Below are 21,976 nucleotides of genomic sequence, written 5' to 3'. Positions count from 1 at the left end.
TTATGTTCCTCCTTTAAGTTCTGTGTATATCTCGTCAACCCATTGTTTTAAGATTTCAGCGTCAATCCCTTGGTAAATGAAATCGAGGAGTGTAGCTTCGAGTGTTTGTTTACTTAATTGCGTATCAACGATGGATTTGACAGCGTTTTGCTTATCCGCAACAAAAGCGCCCTTGCCCTTAATGGTAAGGATGACGTGTTGTCGTTCTAGTTCTTGGTAGGCTTTGCTAACGGTATTAGGATTAATACCAACCATACTAGCGTATTCACGAATAGATGGGATTTTATCACCAGGCTGCAGCAAACCGCGGACAATGTGTTCTTTTATTTTTTGAATGATTTGTTCGAATAAGGGTAAGTTACTTGTGTAATCAAGTTGATACAAATGGAGGCACTCCTTTCGTGAGCTTTGCACTACTGTACTACTTAAGATAGTACAGTAGTGGGGTGGGTGTGTCAAAGATTTACCTCATACAAAGAGCCACTAACAATTGTTAGTGGCTCTTTGTATGAAGATAAACGCTGTCCTAGATCGACAAATTCGGCAAGCAAATTTGTTCAGTTTTAACGGTTTGCTGTCGTTTTTAATTTATTTTTAAAATAGTTTTTTCCTTCAACCAAGCGGGTTACCATCATCGCGCTCACGGTATTACCTGATGAGTTCAATAAGGTCGCTGGCATATCAATAATTGTGCTAATCACAAGTACAAGTGGCACGGCTTCAAGGGGGAAACCGAGAATCGTCACGATTAATACTTCGGCAATCATACCACCACCAGGAATCGCACCCATCACAGCACCGACGAGGAATGCACAACAGATAATAATAAGCATGTTGTCAAAACCAGCAATGTCACGGTTAAAGACGCCGTATAAGAAGGCAATCTTAAAGACACCACCGATAACTGACCCATCTTTATGTGTGTTTGCCCCTAAAGGAATGACAGTATCGGCAATATCATGAGGCACGCGCATGTCTTTAGTTGCCTTTAAGTTAACCGGAATAGAAGCGGCACTTGAACACGTCGCAATCGCTGTAATTGCGGGTTTGGTAATGTTGCTCCAAAAGAGACGGAAGCCGTCTTTACCACCAGCTAGTAAAGCATAGACGGTATTCATCGCAATAAAGTAAACAATCGCTAACACAACATACAGCACAATCACACGAACATAGCTGCCAATGATTTGTGAGCCAAGATCACCGATAATAGCGGCAAAATAACAGCCCAAACCAATCGGTGCCAAGTACATAATGAATTGAACGAGTTTCATTAATACTTCAGAACCTGATTTTAAGAAAGCCGCAAACGGCTGTCCTTTTTCGCCTAATGATGAGGTCGCTAAACCGATTAAAACAGAGAAGAAAATCAATGGTAGCATGTGTTCTTTTGATAGTAATAAACTGAAATCGTTAACAGTGAAAATCCCCACAAGCCGATCGCTTAGAGCCATTTCATCGGTTGCTGCGCCATTGCCCATTAATGCTTTAATTGAGTCGAGGTTCGCATGTTGCACGAGCGGAAAGAGGCGGATTGCAATGTAACCAAGAATAGCAGAAATAATAGCTGTAAAGACAAAAATAAGCATCGTACTCCCCATAATTTTGCCAAGACGTTTAGTGCCATTCATTGAAGCAATCGCTGAAGAAATACTTAAGAAAACAAATGGTACAATTGCCATAAACATAAAGTTGACGAAGACATCACCAACGGGTTTAAGGTAATGTGTTTGAGCAGGAAAGCAGATTCCGATAATCCCGCCAATAATAATCGCCCCGATTAACAACAACGACGAACGATATAATTTAAAACTTTTTTTCATAATTGATCCCTACTTCTATTTTAGTGTGTGTTTAGTTCAAGACACACCTAAAGCCAGCGATAAAGCTGACTTTGAGTGTGTATTAAAGTGACAATGGTGCCTGTGTCTCATCTAATTGAGCGTTATAAGCGGCTGCAATCGTTGCCAGTTGTGCTGTTAACGCTTGTTTTTGAGCCGTTAAATCAAGGGCTAATGTTGAGCGAGTCACTGCTGCTGATTCAGTTGCTAAGCCAGCAACATCGGTAGCAAGTGCAATGATTTCGTCAAAACGTTTCGTACGTGCTTTATCATCTGTTAACATTTTAGCAGTTAACGGACGAACAGCTGTTTTTGATTTGAAGTATTTTGTCACGCGAGCTGTTGCTTCTTCATAAGTGGCTAACACGGCTCCAACTTCAACAATGTCTTCGGTAGCGACACTGTTTGCAACAGCGTCTAACATTAACTGATTAAATGCTTTTGTTGCTGTTGTGTTAGCAGCAGCAAGCAATGTATTATAAATCGGATAAAGTGCTTTATCTAACGGAAGTGTTTGTTTAGTGAGTTGAACTTTATGCGTGCTCTTACTTGCAACTGTTGGTGTAGCTCCAACTGTTTTGGTCGGTTTGATGACAGGTGAAACAACCACTGTTTTAACTGCCGGCTTAGTTGCAGTTACTTGTGAAATCGTAGCTTCTTGTTGACGTTTAGCCAGTTTTTTCTTAAGACGTTTATTCATTAGTCATTCTCCTAAATATAGTTTGATTCGTTAGTAAGGTTCACTCAAATCAGCTTAGATTTAGCTGACAGATAACCTAAATTAACCTTTTTAATTATAACATAATTGAACATCCTGTGTTTATAGTTAAGGATAAGGTTTTTACAACTATTTAACTAGTGAATGTGATATAGTGTAGTCGTATAAAACGACTATGAAGGAGGAATTTAGATGAGAGCTAGATTGATGAGTATGTTAGAACAACGAGAAGCAGAAATGATTCAAATTCGTCGCCATCTGCATCAATATCCAGAAGTATCGTTTGAAGAAGTAGAAACCGCACGCTATATCCGTGACTTTTATGAGGGAAAGGATGTCAAAATAGATAGCGAAGTGGGCGGTGGTCATGGTGTCGTTGTAACAATCAATCCAGAAAACACAGGCAAGACAATCGCTCTTCGTGCTGATTTCGATGCACTGCCAATCGAAGAAGAAACTGGTTTGCCATTTGCTTCTAAAAATAAAGGCGTGATGCATGCCTGTGGTCATGATGCCCATACGGCTTATTTACTTGTCTTAGCAGACTGTTTAATTGAACTAAAGGATGAAATTCCGGGGACAATTAAAATCGTCCATCAACATGCGGAAGAAAAGCCGCCTGGTGGAGCCAAAGATATTTTAGCGTCGGGATTATTGGATGACGTTGATAAAATATATGGCATCCATGTGATGCCTGGGATGCCTGCGGGTGTGGTCGCTTACTGTGGTGGTAAAGCGATGGCTGGGCGCAATTATTTCAACTTAAAGATAAGGGGTAAAGGTGGCCATGGTTCCTCACCACATTTAAGTCATGATTCAATTGTGGCTGGTTCGTACTTTGTGACACAGATTCAAACAGTGATTAGTCGTTGTGTTAATCCAATTGAACTTGGTGTCGTAACAATTGGCTCATTTGCGGGTGAAGGAACGTTCAACATTATTAAAGATAGTGTGACGTTGGAAGGTGATGTACGTTTCATCAAACCCGAAGTACGCGACCGTATTCAAGCAGAAATTAAAGCGCTCGTCAAAGGCTTGGAATTGAGTTTTCATGTCAGTTGTGAACTCGATTACAAAGACGATTATCCAGTGCTCTATAACGACCCGGTTGTAATGGATGAAGTTGTAGGCTATCTCGAAAAAGGAAAGGCAGATTATATCACAGCCTTAGCTGAAGTGCCAGTTGTATCGGGATCAGAAGATTTTGCTTTTTACACTGAAAAAATTCCAGGTGTCTTTCTTTATATTGGGGCACAACCTGCGGGTCAAACCGAGTTAATTTACAATCATAACCCACGATTTGATATTGATGAGGCGTCTATTTTAGTATCAGCTAAGACGGTTGCTGATATTGTCTTAGGTTTTTATCAACCGGAAGTGTAAGGCAGTAACAGAAGTGTTAACTTGTGTCTAAAAGCGCAAGTGACGCTTCTTTTTTTTATAAAATAAAGCGTTTTCACTATCTTGCTGTTTTATTTTAGCGTACACTAAATAAGTAAACAATCGATTGAGGGGGATGAAGATGAAACAAATCACACTTGGTAAATCAACGTTAACAGCGTCAGATATTGCGTTAGGCTGTATGCGAATGAGTAGTTTAACAAACAAAGAAGCAGTCAAAGTATTAGAAACGGCAATTACAGGTGGTATCAATTTCTTTGACCATGCTGATATTTATGGTGGGGGCACGTCTGAAACAGTCTTTGCAGAAGCTTTTAAAGACCTCGGTGTTTCACGTGAAAACATTATGCTGCAATCTAAATGTGGCATTACACCAACGGGATTTAACTTTTCAAAACCGCATATCATATCGTCGGTCGATGGTATTTTAAAACGACTCGACACAGATTACTTGGATGTGCTTGTGTTGCATCGTCCTGATGCTTTAATGGATCCGACCGAAATTGCTGCGGCTTTCGATGAGTTAGAAAAACAAGGTAAAGTACGTTCGTTTGGTGTGAGTAATCAAAACCCACTTCAAATCGAGTTGCTTAAATCGGTTGTTAAACAGCCGTTGCTTGTTAATCAACTTCAATTTGGTCTTAAACATACCGGTATGCTTGATGAAGGCTTTAATGTAAATAACTTATCGCCACAAGCACAACCGACAGCAGGTTTAATCGAATACAGTCGTTTAGAAAATATGACAATTCAAGCGTGGTCACCGTTACAATACGGTTACTTTGAAGGTGTGTTTATTGGACACGAAGATTTCCCTGAATTAAATGCTGCGCTCGAAGTAGTGGCAAAAAAATATGAAACAACTGCAGCGGCCATTGCGATTGCATGGATTTTACGTCATCCAGCTAAGATGCAAGTGTTATTAGGTAGTATGAATCCGACACGTATTAGTGAGATGATTGAGGCGAGCGATATTCAGCTGACACATGAAGAATGGTACCTTCTTTACAAAGCAGCAGGCAATGTTTTACCTTAAATATATGACAAAGGAATGACACTTCTAGCAAATAGAGGTGTCATTTTACGTGAAATTATCACAGTAATACAATAAAACGGTATACTAATAAAAACGCTATCATTAATGGCAAGGGAGTGGTTTGGTTTGATGACACAGGCAGAAATATTAGCAGTAACAATCACAAAAGGAGAAGATAAGATTGCGATGGGTTTTCTCCAGAAAATGATTCTTGGTTTTGTTGGAGGAGCGATGATTTCCCTCGGTTATCTCGCCTATATCCGCGTCATCGCATCAGTGACTGAGTTAGGTAGCTTAGCTAATTTGATTGGTGCTGCGGTGTTTCCGATTGGCTTAATCGTGATTGTTTTAGCTGGTGGTGAGTTAATTACCGGCAATATGATGGCCGTGAGTGCGGCCTTATTCGCCCGTAAAATCTCGCTGAAACAGTTGCTGCATAATTGGTTGGTAATCACGATTGCCAATTTTATCGGTGCGATGTTTGTAGCGTATTGTTTTGGTCATCTTGTTGGTCTCACGAGCAGTGCTGAGTACTTACATAAAACGTTAGCCGTTGCTGAGGCAAAAACTTCTGCCACTGCGTTACAGGCGTTTATATCCGGCATCGGTTGTAATTGGTTTGTTGGTCTCGCGGTATGGTTAGCATACGGGGCAAAGGATGCTGCGGGTAAAATATTAGCGATTTGGTTCCCGGTGATGACCTTTGTCGCGATTGGCTTTCAACATAGTGTCGCCAATATGTTCGTTATTCCGGCGGCGATTTTTGAAGGTGGCTCATCATGGTTAGCCTTCATTAATAACGTCATTCCGGTTTATTGTGGCAATGTGGTCGGTGGTGCCGTCTTTGTGTCACTCATCTATTTTTACGGCCTCAAAAAATAGCTCGAAAAAGTATAGCCTTTTATTAAAAAGACTATACTTTTTCGTGCAATTTGATAAATTATGGTGTATTATAATAAAAGTTAAACGTTTTCAAAATCAAATAGAGACCTTTAGACGAACAGAAATGTCAGACGAAAGTCTCGGATATCGAGCTGTTAGTCGCTTCCGAATAGGATGAAAGACTCAAATAATTGGACTAGACAACTTTTAACTGTGTTTCTGAGCGAAATGATGTATGATGAGTTTAGATAACGCTTACAGAGACGAAATATGAGAATGCTCACAATCGATAGAGGAGGAATTATTATGACAAAATATCAATTTCCACAAGATTTTTACTGGGGTTCGGCAGCAAGTGGCCCACAATCAGAAGGACGTTATGAAGGTGACGGCAAAGGCGATAGCATTTGGGATTTATGGTACAAAAAACAGCCGGAGCTATTTTTCAATCAAGTCGGTCCTGAAAAAACATCACAGGCGTACATTCGTATTAAAGAAGATGTGGCATTATTAAAGGCAACAGGTCATAACTCTTACCGTACATCGATTCAGTGGAGCCGTTTAATTCCAGAAGGTCGAGGAGCTGTTAATCCAGCTGCCGTCGCTTTTTATAATGAGTTGATTGACGAATTAATTGCGAACGACATTGAGCCGTTTATTAATATGTATCATTTTGATATGCCTGCTGTTCTGCAAGCAGAGGGTGGTTGGACCAATCGTGCAACTGTTGATGCTTATGAAGAATACGCACGTACTTGTTTCGAGTTGTTTGGTGATCGTGTAAAAAAATGGTTTACACATAACGAACCGATTGTGCCTGTTGAAGGTGGTTACCTGTATGAATTCCACTATCCAGCCATCGTTAACTTAAAAGATGCTGTTCAAGTAGCCTTTCATGAAATGCTTTCAAGCGCTCGTGCAATTGCAGCCTACCGTGAAATGAAGCAAGATGGCACGATTGGTATTGTCTTAAACTTAACACCAAGTTACCCACGTGATGAAAACAACGCGGCTGATGTGAAAGCAGCACAGTTTGCAGATGCGTTCTTTAACCGATCGTTCTTAGATCCATCAGTGAAGGGTGAATACCCAGCTGATCTAGTTGCCGACTTAAAGGCAATTGATATGTTGCCAACTTATGAAGCAGCTGACTTAGAGCTGATTAAAAACAACACCGTTGACTTGCTAGGAATTAACTATTATCAGCCACGTCGTATTAAAGCGCGTGAAACAGCGCACAACTACACGGTGCCAATGCCAGAAGATTTCTTCGAAACATACGATATGCCCGGTAAAAAAATGAACCCGTATCGCGGTTGGGAAATTTATGAAAAAGGAATTTACGATTGTTTAACGAATATTCGTGAAAATTATGGTAATATTCCATGTTACATTTCTGAAAATGGTATGGGTGTTGAAAATGAAGAACGTTTCATTGATGAAAATGGCCAAATAAACGATGACTACCGCATTGAATTTGTAACGGATCACTTGAAATTTGTGCATCAAGCCATTCAAGAAGGGTCAAATGTAAAAGGTTACCACATGTGGACGTTCATTGATAACTGGTCATGGTTAAACGCTTATAAAAACCGTTATGGTTTTGTGTCGCTTGATTTAGCGAATGATGGCAAACGCACGATTAAGAAAAGTGGTCACTGGTATAAAGAAGTAGCAACAAACAATGGGTTTGACGCTTAAGGAGGCGATGAAATGATTAAGATTATTCCAGCAACGGATTTTGAAAAGGCACATGCACTGCGTGATTATTGTTTCACACCCTATCACGGTGAACGTCGAGACGACTTTAGTTATTGGCTCGCTAACAGTATTACGTTAGGTGCCTATGAAGAAGATGTTTTGGCTGGTTTAATCATGTCATTGCCCTTAAATATGACGATTAATCAAGTCTCTTATAAAATGGGTGGGGTAGGTTTTGTCTCAACCTATCCTGAATACCGGAATCGTGGCATTATGAAGCAACTGATGCAAGAATTGCTGCGTAAAATGCGGTTGAACGGTGAAACTGTTTCGGTATTAGCCCCGTATTCTGTTTCGTTTTACCGTTATTTTGGGTGGGAGTTGTTTGTCGATCGCGTTGATTACACGATTCCGCAAGCACTATTTCCCGCTTTTGGTAAACAGGCAGATGATGTGAAACGCTTTAGTTTTGCTGATTGCAATGAGTCTGTTTTTGCTGATGTCAAGGCTTATCATAATGCTGAAGCATTGAAACGGACCGGGATGATGCAACGCGATGGTGCATGGTGGCAACGGTTAGCACGTCGAGAAGGCGGTAGTTTCTTCGGTGTTGTGTATGAAAGCGGTGTTGTAACTGCTTACGTACGCTATCTGTTAGATGGATTAACTTTTAAGGTGCTTGATTTTTATGGTTCATCACCACAAAGTGAACACGCATTATGGCGTTTTATTAGCTCGCATAGTGCGAGTGTAACCGAGATTAAAGGCTCAGCGATTGTCAGTGACGGCATTGGTGCTGATTTTAATAACCCACAATTTAAAAAAGAGTTGGTTCAGCATGAGATGGTGCGTGTGGTCGATGTTGTGCCGTTTTTAGAACAGTATAACTGGCAGCCACCAACGCCACTCTGTTTGAAAATAGCAGACAAGTTTGCACCTTGGAATGAGGGTGTGTATCGGATTGAAGTTGATGGCCAGGTTACTGTCATTACGGAATCAGAAGTTGGTAATCGCTGTTTACATTTGAATATAACGACCTTTTCAGCTTTGATGTTAGGGCATGTTTCGCTATCGAAAATAGGGCGATTTGTCTTATCACCACTAGCGGAAACAGAACGTATAGCGTGGCAAAGTGCGTTACCCGCAATTGATGCGTTATTTTACGAACATTTTTAATTAAATAGCGTGAAATGTCAGATAAGTTAACGCAAAAGCCATTGCTTTCAAAATGTTCCAATGGTATCATAAAGCAATGAAAGCGCTGTATTGACAACTATACCAATTCGTGAAAACGAATACAAATACCGATTTAAAAGGAATGTAATCGTTTTCGCTATTGTGGTATAGACCATTGTGTGTTATTCTAACTTTAGAGATAAAAACGAGCCATAGGAGGCAGGAAAATATGAAAACAATCATGTTAGTATGTTCAGCAGGTATGAGTACAAGCTTATTAGTTACAAAAATGGAAGCGGCTTCAAAAGAGCAAGGCTTAGAATCAGATATCTTTGCTATTTCAGCGAGTGAAGTTGATCAAGTCTTAGAAACTAAAAACATCGATGTTTTATTATTAGGTCCACAAGTACGCTACCTTAAAGGGCAAATGGAAGGTAAACTTGCTGGAAAAAACATTCCTGTCGAAGTTATCAATATGGCAGATTACGGCATGATGAACGGTGCCAACGTTTTAAATCGTGCCGTCGAATTGATGGCTGAATAAGAGATTGCATAAAATACATTTCTAGGGAGCGATAAGCAGATGAACGAAGAATTATTACAAGCAATTATGGGGTTAATTATGAACAGTGGTAATGTTAAGAGTGACTGTATGGAAGCGATTCAACTCGCTAAAGAAGGCAAATTCGATGAAGCACGTGAGAAAATCGAATTGGCGAACAAAAACCTCGTGGAAGCACATCACTCACAAACAGGTTTATTAACACAAGAAGCTAAGGGTGAAAAAGTGGAAGTATCGTTACTGTTGATTCACTCACAAGATCATTTGATGAACGCGATTACGGTGAAAGACCTCGCTGTTGAAATGATTGAGATGTATGAAACTTTTTCGAAAAAATAATAAAACGATAAGAAACCATTAGGCTGAATTAAACAGCGTTTTACTTCAGTCCGAGAGTTGCGTAAAGCAGCTCCTACATAGATACACTCAGAAAAGGAAGTGGGAAAATGTTTAAGTTTTTAGAAGAAAAGTTTGTGCCAATCGCAGCTAAAATTGGGACACAACGTCATTTAATCGCCGTTCGTGATGGTTTTGTAACATTGATGCCATTAACGATCTTAGGCTCGTTCGCTGTTTTAATTAACAACTTACCGATTAATGCTTACCAAAAATTAATGGATAAAATTTGGCCGCATGATATTTGGACACAGTGGGGCGGCAATATGTGGAACGCTACCTTCGGAATTATGTCGCTCTTAATTGCCTTTACTGTTGCCTATCACTTAGCCAAAGGATATGGCAAAGATGGTTTATCAGCAGGTGTGATTAGTTTATCTGCGTACCTGACCTTCGGTACTTTTGGTGAAGGTGGCTTAACGGGTATGACCACCGGAACCGCCGGTATCTTTATCTCTTTGATTATTGCTCTTTTATCATCTGAATTATTTTCACGTTTATCTGGCAGCAAAAAATTAATGATTAAGATGCCTGATAGTGTACCACCAGCAGTAGCTAAATCATTCGCTGCGCTTTTACCAGCAATTATTACAATTGGTGCTTTTGCACTTGTTCGGACAATCATCTCAACATCATTCAACATGCCTGATGTTGTTACATCATTCTACAACTCAATTCAACAACCATTTATGGGTCTTACAAACACATGGGTTGCCGGTTTAATTTTAGCATTTGTACCTGTGTTCTTATGGACATTCGGTATTCATGGGGCAAACATCATCGATCCATTTTTACAAACAATCAACTTACCAGCGATTGCCGAAAATGCAGCTGCGCTTGAAGCTGGTCATGCAGCACCGTATATTATTAACAAACCGTTCTTAGATGCCTTTGTTAACATGGGTGGTTCAGGAACAACAATCGCTTTAATCATTGCTATCTTTATCGTAGGACGACGTAATAAACAGTATAAAACAGTCGGTGGTATCGCAACAGCACCAGGCTTATTCAACATTAATGAGCCACTGATGTTCGGTTTACCAATCATCTTAAACCCTGTTTTATTCATTCCGTTTATTATTACACCAATGGTATCTGTAACAATCGCTTATTTCGCAACGAAATTAAGCTTTGTACCAGCAGCAACGATTGCAACACCTTGGGTAACACCGCCAATTATTAATGGGTTCTTAACAACGCAGTCTTGGACAGGTGCAGTCTTAAGTGTCATCATCATCTTAGTCGCAACCTTGATTTACATTCCATTCGTGGCAATGTCATCACGTGTTGAAGACGCAGAGAACAAATAACAATCACAAAGCCATATGCGATCTTCGTATATGGCTTTTATTCTAAAAAAACAAAGTGAGGTCATTATAATGAGACAATTAGGATTTTCAGTTTATCCCCAACATGGTGAAACAGCAGAATTAACAGCTTATATCGCCTTAGCACATAAATATGGTTTCAGTCGAATTTTCACGTGTTTAATTTCATTAGATAGTGAGAGTGAACGTCAAAAAATGAAGGATGTTAATAAATTCGCGTCGGATTTAGGCATTGATGTTATTGCCGATGTTGCGCCAGATGTCTTTAAAGATCTTGGTATAGACTATACTGGAATCGCTAAATTGAAAGCAGAATACCATTTAGCAGGCATTCGTTTAGATATGGGATTCAGTGGCCATGAAGAAGCCTTTATGTCACTTGATCCAGCCGATTTGAAAATTGAATTAAACATTAGCAACGGAACCAAATACCTTGAAACAATTTTATCGTATCAAGCAAACCGCGAGAATATTATCGGCTGCCATAACTTCTATCCACGTCTGTATACGGGGTTATCACGTGAACATTTTATCGCAACTTCGAAAATGTTTAAAGACAACGGTATTCATACGGCGGCGATGATTTCATCACAGGATGCAGCCTTTGGTCCGTGGGACGCGGCAGGTAAAGGGTTGCCAACGCTCGAGGAACACCGTGGCAAATCGATTGTAGTACAGGCGAAAGACTTATGGCACACAGGTTTGATTGACGATTTAATTATCGGGAATATGTATGCCTCAGAAGCTGAACTGAAGGCGTTAGGAGAACTGAATCGCTATAAATTAGAATTCGATGTTGTAGCAGAGAGCGCTAATAATGCAATTGAAAATACAATCATGTTCAATGAACCGCATTTTAACCGTGGCGATGTGTCTGCCTATATGGTGCGAAGTACGCAATCGCGGGTGAAATATAAAGCAGAGTCTTTTGAGCCACATCACACGGGTGAAATCACAAAAGGCGATGTAACGATTGATAATAACCTTGACGCTCGTTATAAAGGAGAACTGAATGTTGCTTTGCAAACGATGGCAAATGCTGGCAGCACCAACATCGTTGGTAAAATCATTGCGGATGAACGATACTTGTTGGAGCGTTTACAACCGTGGGAATCATTTGGTTTACGCCAACATTAACGGTGAAAATAGAAACGTTGTGATAGTAGGGATGCAGAGCAAACAAGGCATAACGACCTAGAACAGCGTTTATCTTCAGACAAAAAAGACGTTGCTAAAGAGCAACGTCTTTTGGCTCTATGTCAAATAGTGTTGTTATTCAAAAGTTAGTAAAACAAGTCATTTTTGCAGCTACTTTTTTGGTAGCTGCTTTTTTTGTAGTCATTCCTAATGTGAAGGACGCTTTCTGCGGGTGACGCTTCATCCTCCGCGCTCCGCTGGGGGGTATTCAGCTGCCACTTTTCCCGCTAGAGTCGCCTTCACAAACGTCATGACGCTGCACGTTTATTATTGAGGCTCCTCGCGTATTAAAAGACAGTACAAGAGTCAATTAATTACGAGTTGGGAGCGATGCGTTTATGATTGAATCCGAGTAGAATCCTGTTTCTGAAATTTGAAAAGTTACGGTAACCAAACGAAATCCGTTTAATCACTTTTATTTTGTTATTGATCCCTCCTAAATGCCCGTTGGAATCCTTGTATTTAAAGCTATTTTCGATTGCAAGTAAATGCTTGTTTAATGTTTTTAAACTGCGTTTCAGTTGTGAAGAAACGAAAGGTTTTTTAGTCTGAATCAGTGATTGGTAAGCAGGGGGATTTTTGTGTTGTAGCGCAATCAGTAATTGCTGTGCTAGTTCGTACGTTTCTTTGAATTCAACATCCAGTGTCATAAAGTAATCGATGATTCCTCTCGAACTTTTTTGTCCGTTAAATAAACGATGATAGCGATAATCAAAATCGCTTAAGTCTGTTTTGTTTTTGAGAAGTAATTTCCAATACGCTTTGAGTTTACGATAAATCTTTTTATCTTCTGAGTTTGAAGTATCATAACGGTTCATGAGTTTAATGCGTGTTTGATTAAGGGAGCGTGTTACTAATTGGGACAAATGAAAACGATCGATGATGCAATCTTCTAGATGGGAGGATATCAATGATTTCATATTTTTTCGCATCAGTGCAAATAAAACTCATCTGACTATCAGCACTCTTTACCGATTTGAATTCATCCATTGAAAGATGTAGTGGAAGCCTTTGATAGTTCGGTTTGAATTGAGGAGACCATTGGTGTAAAGCACGATTAACAGTAGTTGTTGAAACACTCTGTCTAAAAGCGATATCTTTTTCAGAAGTAATAAACTGCCCTTCGGCAGCTAGTGTTTGAATGATGCATTTGGTGATAAAACAATTTCGTTTTACCATCGAAGTTGAAGCGATAAAGGTTGTTTTACATCCTTTACATAAGAAGCGTTGCTTCTTTAAAAAGAGATAGGTTGGAAGGTTATTTGTTTTAGGGAGTGTGATACGTGATAGTTTAGTTCCGTGTTTAATGAGTTTAACTGTTTTATTATTAAAGCCGCAATTCGCACACCGTGAGTGTGTGTAAGAGCGTGTACCAAAATAACAAGTGCTTAAAACACCTTTAATTAACTGAGTTAAACACCATGTTTTTGGAAAAGAAATAGTTTCATCTGTAATTCCAGAGGAATTCGCGATATTATTACAAGTGATAGCTGACATTGTCGAATCCCCCTTATAAATTTGTTGTGGTGACTTAATATTATAGGGATTTTGAAAATGTTGCTATTTTTTTGCGGAAAAATAGGCATCAGTGAAAATTCACCAACACCATAAATTATAGAACCCGTCTTTTTTGTTATTACTCTGTTAAAATGACACCGAAATGATGCACGATAGCTGAAGCTTGTACGGGAGCGATTTTTAAGCCACGGATCAATTCAGGACTAACGACGATATGATAAAATTCACAGTTTGATAGGTCAATGTCTTTCATTACCGTTTGAGAAAAATCAGCACCTGTTAAGCGATTATTCATGAAAAAAACCGTTTCAAAGGTTGTGTCTTGAAAGAAACTTTCAGTCATATCACAACTTTCGAATTGGGATTTAACGAATTTCGCTTCTGAAAAATTCGCATACGAAAGACTGGCGTTGAGCCAACGGACATCTTTGAAATACGTATTGATGAAATTGGTGCCAAGTAGTTTGCAGCCTTCAAAGAGGACGCGAAAAAAGACAGCTTCTTCAAAATCAGTATTTGCCAAATTGCAATTTAAAAAATGAACATCAAGAAACTCGCATTTAGTCATTGTTGTTGTCAAAAAACGACAATTTTCAAAGCGGATTTCTTCACAGCCTTCAAAAGCAGCCGAGCACTCAATCTCACAGTTCAGATAATGTGAAAAGGGTGTTAACGTATCTGAGTCAATGATTTGGTCAGCAATAACGTGGTGATAGGTTTGCGTAGGTGCAATTATTTTTTTCATTGTATCCTCCAAAAAAGTAGTGTCTCTTTATTATAGCGAAAAAAAGGAGGTCTTGTCCGGTTATTGTTTTTTCCAGCGACTGAGCCCTTTTAATTGTAAGGGATAAAGTTTAATTAATAACCATTTTTTGATAGCGCCATGAGAGCTTGCTGTGAGTCCTTGTTGACCACGGGTAAGCATTTCAGTGTAGCTGATATTAGGCTCGGTAAAGGCACCGTTTTGATAGCATAAATGGCAATAACTGACTGTGGGTTCACCTGTGACTTCTGTTCCACGTAAATGATTAGCAGTTAACGGTAGGCCGCAACTTTGGCAAAATTTTTCGATGGCGAACATCTCCTTTTCTAATTAAATAAAATAGTGCTGATGGTCACGATTAAAATGCAGCTGATTTTATAACCTTCATTTATCCCAATTAAGGTTAGTGACTTTTGTTCGAATAGATACGTTTTAACGGCGGATAACGCCACCAGAGCGGCTAATAATAATCCAGTTAAAGGTAGTGTTAGTTGGCTATGTAGGAGTAGTGTGCTCACAATGAGAGCGACAAGTAATTCAATTATGAGCGTGGTAATAAAGGGCCGGTAACTGGAGCCATTACTTTCAATCTCAGTTGCAGTGACCTTCATAGCTCGTAACCACTGTTCTTTAAAAAATACGGAATACCAGAGTGCACCGATTAAAAAAGCAACAAAACCAGACGCTAAGGTGATAAGCATTGTGTTAGACCTCCTTGCAATTAGTCTTTTCGTTTAGTCATTTAGTATAACAAGTTTGTTAGAGCGATACAATAGGCAGAAGTGAGGAATGTGACATAAATGTAAGCTTTTGAATGACATTTGTCATCACAATCACACGTATTTATCGATAGAACTTGTTATAGTATGACTAGAGCTTAATTAAGAGGAGGACAACTAATGACAAATCAAATCGTAACAATTAATCATTTGCAAAAAATATATGGTAAGAAAAAAGAAAATGAGCATATGGCGCTCAAGGATATCTCATTTAATGTTGATAAAGGAGACTTTGTTGGTATTATGGGACCGTCGGGATCAGGCAAAACCACCTTGCTTAACATCTTGGCCACCTTAGATACAGCCACAAAGGGTGAAGTTAGTATTACAGGGCAAGACATAACACATCTAAACACCAATGAATTAGCCGAGTTTAGAGCGAAGAAATTAGGGTTTATCTTTCAAAATTTCAACTTGCTAGATAATTTATCGATTTATGAAAACATTGCATTACCGCTTTCTTTACAAAATGAATCGTCAGTTAATATTCGCACCATGGTTGAAAAGATTGCAGAAACCTTAGATATTACTCGGATTCTAAATAATTACCCTAACGAAGTATCTGGTGGCCAGCAACAACGTGCGGCTGCAGCTCGAGCGTTAGTGCATCAACCCTCACTTTTGTTAGGTGATGAGCCGACCGGTGCCCTCGATTCGAAAAATGCTAAAAGTTTATTGGAATCGATGAAGGCGTTAAATGAGGAACAGTTAGTGACAATTTTACTAGTGACACATGATGCTTTCAGTGCGAGTTATTGTAAACGCATTTTATTTATTAAAGATGGTATGCTCTTTAAAGAAATTCATCGTCAAGGTACACGTCATGATTTTTACAAAGAAATCTTAGCCGTATTAGAAGAATATAGCGAAGTTTAAGAGGAGGACCTTATGTTACTTAAATTATCATTATCAGGAATGAAAAATAAACGCAAAGAATACATCGTCCTCTTCATGGGCTTGATTATGTCGATTGCGATTTTCTATATGTTTGAAACGATTGCCTTAAATAAAGCGTTTCTCATTGGTAATACATCATTGAGTTTTATGGGGATTGTGTTTCACGCAGGGACGTTTTTATTAGCGGGCATTACGATTGTTTATATTCTGTATGCGAATGCCTTTCTTTTGACTTTACGTCAAAAAGAGTACGGTATGTATATGATGCTTGGTGCAAAAAAGAATAAAATTTCGCAGTTGATGTTTATCGAAACAGTCGCGATTGCTTGTATTACGTTAGTACTTGGTATTAGTGTTGGTATCGGACTAGCAAAGGGTGTAGCAACCTTGCTGTTGCATAAATTAGCCTTACCTGCAGGTGGTTTTGAGGCTGTTTATCCCAAGTCATTGATGATGACGTTGGTTTTCTTTGCTCTTCTATTCATTATTGCCGGGGCAATAAATGGTTTGAAACTGACACGTTTAAGTGTACTACAGTTGTTAAATGGCACAGAGTCATCTGAACGGGTTATTATCACTCGAACAAAAGTAGTGATTGAAGCTGTTATCGCAGTATTGTTGCTTGGTGTGGGCTATTATTTCATGATTAATATCCGAAAATTTCAATTCATCGGCATGTTCGGTGCCTTGATTACAATTTCAATTGGAACGTATTTCTTTTTTCGTGTGTTATTACCGTTATTTATTCGTGGGTTGCAAAAAACACCACGTTTTAATGATCATCAAATCAATCGATTTACCTTGGCGCAATTACGCTTTCGTGCGAGTGATTTAACGAAGGTGTTAGCACTTGTAACAATGCTTATTTCATTAGCAGTTGGTTCGATTGCTGTAGCGCTTGTTTTTAATAATAACATTAAGGAAACCACGGAAACCTTTGCTGTTTATGATTCGGTTGTTAAGAACCCGACAGCAGAACAAACAACGATTATTAACAAATTAGCTTCTAAAAGTAAGGCTACTTATCGCTTAAAAGAAAAAGACAAGACAATTTACTTAGTGGCAGAAGAGTTGCAACAACAAATGCCTCAGTACTTAAGTTATGAGGCGAATGACACGGTCGAAAAAACACCGACACAAGCGCTTGTGAAAAACAAAGCAATTGGCGATGTGAGTGATATGGACCAATGGGATAATGCGTTGAACCAATTGTTGCCTCAAACATATGACACCAAAAAAATCATAGTGACTGAAGCAGACTTTAATAAGTTGACGCTCAAAGAAAGTACAGTGATAGCGACAGTGGTAACTGATTTTGACGAGGCTAAACCGCAATTAGCAGCGTTAGATAAAAGCGAGACAGCAAAAAATCCGACGGTGGAACTTACGAGTAAATATAGCTCTTATCAATTAATGAGTGCGATGTTTAACGGGATTATCTTTATGGGCTTATTTTTAGGATTTGCTTTCTTAGCGATGATGGCAAGTTGCCTGATGTTTAAAATTCTAGTGGGAGCCTCTGCTGATATTCGTCGCTATGATATGCTGAATAAAATTGGTGTAAAACAAGCGTTGTTGAAACAATCGATGACGAAAGAGTTAGGGACGCTGTTTGTTTTTCCGGCCTTGTTGGCCACAGTGCATGTATTAGTGGGAATGAAAATGTTTGCTTACTTCTTGATGGTGGATGTTTACTTTAAAATTTGGCTACCATTTGTTATTTTTATTGCGATTTATGGTGTTTACTTTGTGATTACGACCAAACTTTATCAAGGTGTCGTCTTTAAAAAGAAGTGATTACTCAAAAAAATCAAACCTATCTCAAACGGAGATAGGTTTGATTAATAATCGGAATTGTCAGATAATAACGAGATGTGTTAAAGTTAATCTATTATACAGATAAGGATGTGTTGTTGATGGGGAAAACAAATACTACTTTAGATACGCAAGCAATTTATGATCGTGTGGCGAAATTAAACGCGAATGAGCCTGAATTTTTACAAGCTGTGAAAGAATTTCTTGATACCGTTTATCCGGCAGTTGAAGAAAATGAGGCTTACAAGCAACTAAACATTCTTGAGCGTATTTTAGAACCCGAACAACTTGTGCAATTTCGTGTGCCATGGGTAGATGATGCAGGTAACGTTCAAGTGAACCGTGGTTTCCGCGTTCATTTTAATAGTGCAATCGGGCCGTATAAAGGTGGGTTACGTTTCCATCCAACAGTAACAGCGAGTGTGGTTAAATTTTTAGGGTTTGAACAAGTGTTTAAAAACTCGTTAACAGGGCTACCAATTGGTGGTGGTAAAGGTGGATCAAACTTTGATCCTAAAGGTAAATCAGACATGGAAGTGATGCGTTTTTGCCAAAGTTTCATGACTGAATTATACCGTCACATTGGTGAAAATACTGATGTGCCAGCTGGTGATATCAACGTGGGTGGTCGCGAAATTGGCTTTTTATTTGGCCAATACAAGCGCTTAAAACATTCAAATGATGCAGGTGTCTTAACAGGCAAGGGTTTAACCTATGGTGGGAGCTTAGCACGTACGGAAGCAACGGGATATGGGTTAGTCTACTTAACTGATGAGATGTTAAAAGCGAAGGGATTAACGTTTAAAGATACAACAGTGGTTGTGTCTGGTTCGGGTAATGTTGCGATTTATGCAATTCAAAAAGCACAACAACTAGGCGCGAAAGTTGTCGCATGTTCAGACTCAACAGGCTATATTTACGATGCAGAGGGTATTGATGTAGCTTTGTTACAAGAAGTGAAAGAAGTGAAACGTGCTCGCTTAACGGAATATGCCGCAGCTCGACCGAACGCCGTTTATAAAGAAGGATCCGTTTGGGAGATTGATATCGAGTATACGGTAGCTTTACCTTCAGCAACACAAAATGAAATTGATTTAGAATTAGCAAAAAAATTAGTTGCTAACGGTGTTAAAGCAGTCGCTGAAGGAGCAAATATGCCAACAACGCTAGATGGTGTGGCTTACTTGCAAGCACAAGGTGTGCTCTTTGCGCCAGCTAAGGCAGCCAATGCGGGTGGTGTGGCAACATCTGCCCTTGAAATGTCGCAAAACAGTCAACGTTTATCGTGGACGTTTGAAGAAGTCGATGCGAAACTGAAAGAAATTATGCAAGACATCTACAAAAACATTAGTGATACAGCAAAACAATATGGCAAAGAAGACGACTTTGTAACTGGTGCGAACATTGCGGGCTTTAAAAAAGTGGCCGATGCAATGATTTCACAAGGTATCGTTTAAGTAGTCAACGAAGCCACCACTTCCCTCAATGAAGTGGTGGCTTTTTTGTGTTATTATTACAAGATAGTAACGGTATGTAGCGTTATCTTATGTTTACAAGACACGATTAATTTGTAGTTCTAGGAGGGAAATAATGGAGATACCTAATAAAGCTTTGTTGAAAAAGGCTGTTACGAGCGCTGTCAATTTAAATGCAACATACTCGCTTAAAGAATTAAACGATAAACTGACAGGTTGTGGGTTTGAAACAAAATTACTCGGTCCCGTTAATACAATGCGAATGGCAGAGGAAATTAAACATTCGAGTCAGTTGTTGTATTATTGGCATCAAGGTCGGGCAAGCAGCATTCATTGTCGCTTAGTCATTTCATACGACAAAACAGCGACAACTATAAGCGAAGTCGCTGTCTCTGCTATCAAATTTTAGGTTAGATAATGTTCTTTTGTTGCAACAGACTCATTAAGTCAAGTTTTGCATCACTAGTGATGACACGGACTTCGAGTTCAATTGCTCGTGCTGCCAAGGATTTGAAGGCGTTAATATCGATTTCATCAACAGCTAAAAAGTTGTTGATCATTTGTTTACCTTGCGTGTAAGACATCCCGCCTATATTAATAGTCGTGAGGGGGAGTCCTTGTTCAATGAGGCTGAGGACATCCGTTGGGTTGGTAAATAAGAACATCACTGCATCAGCGGCATATTTGGGGTTACGATAAACCCGTAGGGCTTTTTCAAGCGACACAACATGGGCACTGATGCCTGGTGGTGCGACTTGTTTGAGCATTGTACTACGAACAGGGTCAGCGGCAACCGCATCGTTAGCGACGATAATACGGGTGATTCCACTTGCTTTGGACCATGAGGTGGCGACTTGGCCGTGTATGAGACGATCATCAATGCGTGCGAGTTTAATATGCATCGAAACACTCCTTTGAGAGGGATCAGAATAGCTTTCAAAACGAGTGTAACATTGTACAATAGTGTGAGAAAGTAAAAAGCGCTATGCTTAACTATAATTAAAGCCCCTTAAACTTGGTCGTTTAAGGGGCTTTCGTATAGCTTCGAAGTTTGATGAGCTGATGTCGCTTTTGTTGCTTATTCTCTAGTGAAATACGGTAGCATCTGCTCCAGTTCATCGATGTTACGAGCATAGAGTAAGTGGCGGCGTTTATTAGCGATAATCGCCAAGATGCCGTCTTCTGCTAGATTCATCTGTTCGATAGCGTCATAGCGCACAAAGAAGTTGCCATAAAAGAAGCCATCTTGTTTGAAACGCACCTGAGGTTGGCGCACATATGAAAGAATTAAATAAAGGGCAACGAGGGCGATGAGTAGGTAGGTTACGATGATGTCACCGCCTCTAAAAAGATTGATAATCGCAATAAATGCGAAAAGTGCTGCAAAAATCAACGTATCCATAATGTTGCGTTTACGTAAGCGTAAGGCTAACAATGTTTTACCTTTCAAACGATCAATAATAATGTAATCATACACCAAGTAAAGCAAAATCAAACTGACGTAGGCGCCTAAAAAACCAGTTGTCCAAGACATACATCATACCTCCTTCTAAGTTGTTAAGACTCTCGTTAAGTATACCAGAAAATAAAAAACAGGTAAGGCGGGTAGACGTGCTACCTGCGCCTTACCTGTCGAGGATTAAGCTAAGAAGCCAACCCAGTAACCAAGAATACCGATTACGAAGAAACCGAAGATTAACCATAACGGGTTAACTTTACGTTTCAATAACCACATACATGCAAATGTTAAGAGTAATGGTACTAAACCAGGCATTAACTGATCGAGAATTGATTGAACAGTTGTTTCAACAACCTTACCATCATCACCTGTAACACGTGAAAGGACGAACGGCATGTTGACGGTGGTCCACTTGTTAACAAGTGCCCCCATGATGAACAGACCAAGAATTGAAGCGCCTTCTGTTAGTTTTTGTAAGAGACCACCACTCATGTCACCTACAACAGAAGACCCTTTTTTGTAACCGTACGAAACACCCCAGTAACGGATGAATAAACGAACAGCGTTAAAGAAGACGAAGAAAACAATCGGTCCTAAAATACTACCGTTCATTGCAAGCGAAGCACCAAGTGCACCTGCAACCGGACGTAACGTCCCCCAGAAAATCGGATCACCAACACCAGCAAGTGGTCCCATCAAACCAACTTTGATACCGTTGATGGCACCATCGTCGATTGGCGCACCGTTTGCACGTTGTTCTTCCATCGCAAGTGTTACGCCTAAGATTGGAGCACCAACATAGGGATGGGTATTAAAGAATTCTAAGTGACGTTTAATCGCAGCTACTCGTTCAGGTGAGCCTTCAGGGTATAAGCGTTTAATCGCTGGTACCATTGAATAAGCGTAACCTAAGGCTTGCATACGTTCAAAGTTCCAAGAACCTTGAAAAACGTTACTGCGTAAAAAGACAGCATTAATATCTTTTTTAGTTAATTTTTTTTCTAATACATGTTCTTCAGCCATGATTTCTCCTCC

General features: G+C 39.6%; 24 protein-coding genes. 13 read left to right on the top strand and 11 right to left on the bottom strand.

Features of this window, described 5'->3' with window-relative positions; genetic code table 11:
* The 3 genes from ACJYYY_RS10620 to ACJYYY_RS10610 form a co-directional block, all read right to left on the bottom strand.
* Window positions 1–384, bottom strand: coding sequence for a GntR family transcriptional regulator (locus ACJYYY_RS10620; RefSeq protein ID WP_035314872.1), 384 nt, complete (start codon window positions 382–384; stop codon window positions 1–3).
* A 179-nt stretch (window positions 385–563) separates the two neighbouring features.
* A complete protein-coding gene (locus tag ACJYYY_RS10615) occupies window positions 564–1,820 on the bottom strand; it encodes a dicarboxylate/amino acid:cation symporter (RefSeq protein WP_408868923.1) in 1,257 nt (418 codons plus the stop codon).
* An 82-nt stretch (window positions 1,821–1,902) separates the two neighbouring features.
* Window positions 1,903–2,538 carry a hypothetical protein gene (locus tag ACJYYY_RS10610; RefSeq protein ID WP_035314870.1) on the bottom strand — a complete coding sequence of 212 codons (636 nt, stop codon included), beginning with the start codon at window positions 2,536–2,538 and terminating at the stop codon, window positions 1,903–1,905.
* A 210-nt stretch (window positions 2,539–2,748) separates the two neighbouring features.
* On the opposite strand from ACJYYY_RS10610, the gene ACJYYY_RS10605 reads away from it, so the two are divergent.
* From ACJYYY_RS10605 to ACJYYY_RS10565, 9 genes are all read left to right on the top strand, one after another.
* On the top strand, window positions 2,749–3,939 hold the full coding sequence (locus tag ACJYYY_RS10605) for an amidohydrolase (protein WP_035314869.1): 1,191 nt from the start codon (window positions 2,749–2,751) through the stop codon (window positions 3,937–3,939).
* Window positions 3,940–4,078: 139 nt separating this feature from the next.
* Entirely contained in the window at window positions 4,079–4,993 is a 915-nt protein-coding gene (locus tag ACJYYY_RS10600; RefSeq protein ID WP_035314868.1) for an aldo/keto reductase family oxidoreductase, read from the top strand.
* 105 nt (window positions 4,994–5,098) lie between these two features.
* Window positions 5,099–5,875, top strand: a complete 777-nt coding sequence (locus ACJYYY_RS10595) for a formate/nitrite transporter family protein (RefSeq protein ID WP_408868922.1) — start codon at window positions 5,099–5,101, stop codon at window positions 5,873–5,875.
* Window positions 5,876–6,181: 306 nt separating this feature from the next.
* On the top strand, window positions 6,182–7,576 hold the full coding sequence (locus ACJYYY_RS10590; RefSeq protein ID WP_035314866.1) for a glycoside hydrolase family 1 protein: 1,395 nt from the start codon (window positions 6,182–6,184) through the stop codon (window positions 7,574–7,576).
* A 12-nt stretch (window positions 7,577–7,588) separates the two neighbouring features.
* Window positions 7,589–8,752, top strand: coding sequence for an enhanced intracellular survival protein Eis (gene eis / locus ACJYYY_RS10585; protein WP_035314865.1), 1,164 nt, complete (start codon window positions 7,589–7,591; stop codon window positions 8,750–8,752).
* A 229-nt stretch (window positions 8,753–8,981) separates the two neighbouring features.
* Entirely contained in the window at window positions 8,982–9,296 is a 315-nt protein-coding gene (locus ACJYYY_RS10580) for a PTS sugar transporter subunit IIB (RefSeq protein ID WP_035314864.1), read from the top strand.
* 39 nt (window positions 9,297–9,335) lie between these two features.
* On the top strand, window positions 9,336–9,653 hold the full coding sequence (locus tag ACJYYY_RS10575) for a PTS lactose/cellobiose transporter subunit IIA (RefSeq protein WP_035314863.1): 318 nt from the start codon (window positions 9,336–9,338) through the stop codon (window positions 9,651–9,653).
* Window positions 9,654–9,760: 107 nt separating this feature from the next.
* Entirely contained in the window at window positions 9,761–11,020 is a 1,260-nt protein-coding gene (locus ACJYYY_RS10570) for a PTS sugar transporter subunit IIC (RefSeq protein ID WP_035314862.1), read from the top strand.
* 69 nt (window positions 11,021–11,089) lie between these two features.
* A complete protein-coding gene (locus tag ACJYYY_RS10565) occupies window positions 11,090–12,175 on the top strand; it encodes a DUF871 domain-containing protein (protein WP_035314861.1) in 1,086 nt (361 codons plus the stop codon).
* 374 nt (window positions 12,176–12,549) lie between these two features.
* Here ACJYYY_RS10565 and ACJYYY_RS10560 read toward each other — a convergent pair whose 3' ends face one another.
* From ACJYYY_RS10560 to ACJYYY_RS10540, 5 genes are all read right to left on the bottom strand, one after another.
* On the bottom strand, window positions 12,550–13,155 hold the full coding sequence (locus tag ACJYYY_RS10560) for a transposase (RefSeq protein ID WP_408868921.1): 606 nt from the start codon (window positions 13,153–13,155) through the stop codon (window positions 12,550–12,552).
* Window positions 13,073–13,732, bottom strand: a complete 660-nt coding sequence (locus ACJYYY_RS10555; protein ID WP_408868920.1) for a transposase family protein — start codon at window positions 13,730–13,732, stop codon at window positions 13,073–13,075. The genes ACJYYY_RS10560 and ACJYYY_RS10555 overlap by 83 nt, the downstream gene beginning before the upstream one ends.
* 139 nt (window positions 13,733–13,871) lie before the next feature.
* Window positions 13,872–14,498: a pentapeptide repeat-containing protein gene (locus ACJYYY_RS10550; RefSeq protein WP_035313687.1), complete on the bottom strand. Its 627-nt coding sequence runs from the start codon at window positions 14,496–14,498 to the stop codon at window positions 13,872–13,874.
* 60 nt (window positions 14,499–14,558) lie between these two features.
* Window positions 14,559–14,834, bottom strand: coding sequence for a zinc ribbon domain-containing protein (locus tag ACJYYY_RS10545; protein ID WP_051456863.1), 276 nt, complete (start codon window positions 14,832–14,834; stop codon window positions 14,559–14,561).
* Between the two features lie 8 nt (window positions 14,835–14,842).
* Window positions 14,843–15,217 carry a DUF1761 domain-containing protein gene (locus ACJYYY_RS10540; protein WP_035313685.1) on the bottom strand — a complete coding sequence of 125 codons (375 nt, stop codon included), beginning with the start codon at window positions 15,215–15,217 and terminating at the stop codon, window positions 14,843–14,845.
* A 198-nt stretch (window positions 15,218–15,415) separates the two neighbouring features.
* Here ACJYYY_RS10540 and ACJYYY_RS10535 point away from each other — a divergent pair, with 198 nt between their 5' ends.
* The 4 genes from ACJYYY_RS10535 (at window position 15,416) to ACJYYY_RS10520 (ending at window position 19,891) form a co-directional block, all read left to right on the top strand.
* Complete coding sequence (locus ACJYYY_RS10535; RefSeq protein ID WP_035313683.1) at window positions 15,416–16,171, top strand: ABC transporter ATP-binding protein; 756 nt, start codon at window positions 15,416–15,418, stop codon at window positions 16,169–16,171.
* Window positions 16,172–16,183: 12 nt separating this feature from the next.
* Window positions 16,184–17,989 carry an ABC transporter permease gene (locus tag ACJYYY_RS10530; protein ID WP_035313679.1) on the top strand — a complete coding sequence of 602 codons (1,806 nt, stop codon included), beginning with the start codon at window positions 16,184–16,186 and terminating at the stop codon, window positions 17,987–17,989.
* Between the two features lie 119 nt (window positions 17,990–18,108).
* Complete coding sequence (gdhA, locus tag ACJYYY_RS10525) at window positions 18,109–19,464, top strand: NADP-specific glutamate dehydrogenase (protein WP_051456862.1); 1,356 nt, start codon at window positions 18,109–18,111, stop codon at window positions 19,462–19,464.
* 133 nt (window positions 19,465–19,597) lie between these two features.
* Window positions 19,598–19,891, top strand: a complete 294-nt coding sequence (locus tag ACJYYY_RS10520) for a hypothetical protein (protein ID WP_035313677.1) — start codon at window positions 19,598–19,600, stop codon at window positions 19,889–19,891.
* Between the two features lies 1 nt (window position 19,892).
* Here the strand turns inward: ACJYYY_RS10520 and ACJYYY_RS10515 are convergent, their stop codons facing one another.
* The 3 genes from ACJYYY_RS10515 to ACJYYY_RS10505 form a co-directional block, all read right to left on the bottom strand.
* On the bottom strand, window positions 19,893–20,384 hold the full coding sequence (locus ACJYYY_RS10515; RefSeq protein WP_035313675.1) for a mannose/fructose/sorbose PTS transporter subunit IIB: 492 nt from the start codon (window positions 20,382–20,384) through the stop codon (window positions 19,893–19,895).
* A gap of 176 nt (window positions 20,385–20,560) precedes the next feature.
* Window positions 20,561–21,016: a YobD family protein gene (locus tag ACJYYY_RS10510; protein WP_035313673.1), complete on the bottom strand. Its 456-nt coding sequence runs from the start codon at window positions 21,014–21,016 to the stop codon at window positions 20,561–20,563.
* 105 nt (window positions 21,017–21,121) lie between these two features.
* On the bottom strand, window positions 21,122–21,964 hold the full coding sequence (locus ACJYYY_RS10505) for a PTS mannose transporter subunit IID (RefSeq protein ID WP_408868919.1): 843 nt from the start codon (window positions 21,962–21,964) through the stop codon (window positions 21,122–21,124).
* Window positions 21,965–21,976: the final 12 nt, after the last annotated feature.

The organism is Brochothrix campestris, from assembly GCF_046058945.1.
GTDB classification, from domain to species: domain Bacteria; phylum Bacillota; class Bacilli; order Lactobacillales; family Listeriaceae; genus Brochothrix; species Brochothrix campestris.
This window is presented reverse-complemented; position numbering and strand designations above follow the sequence as displayed.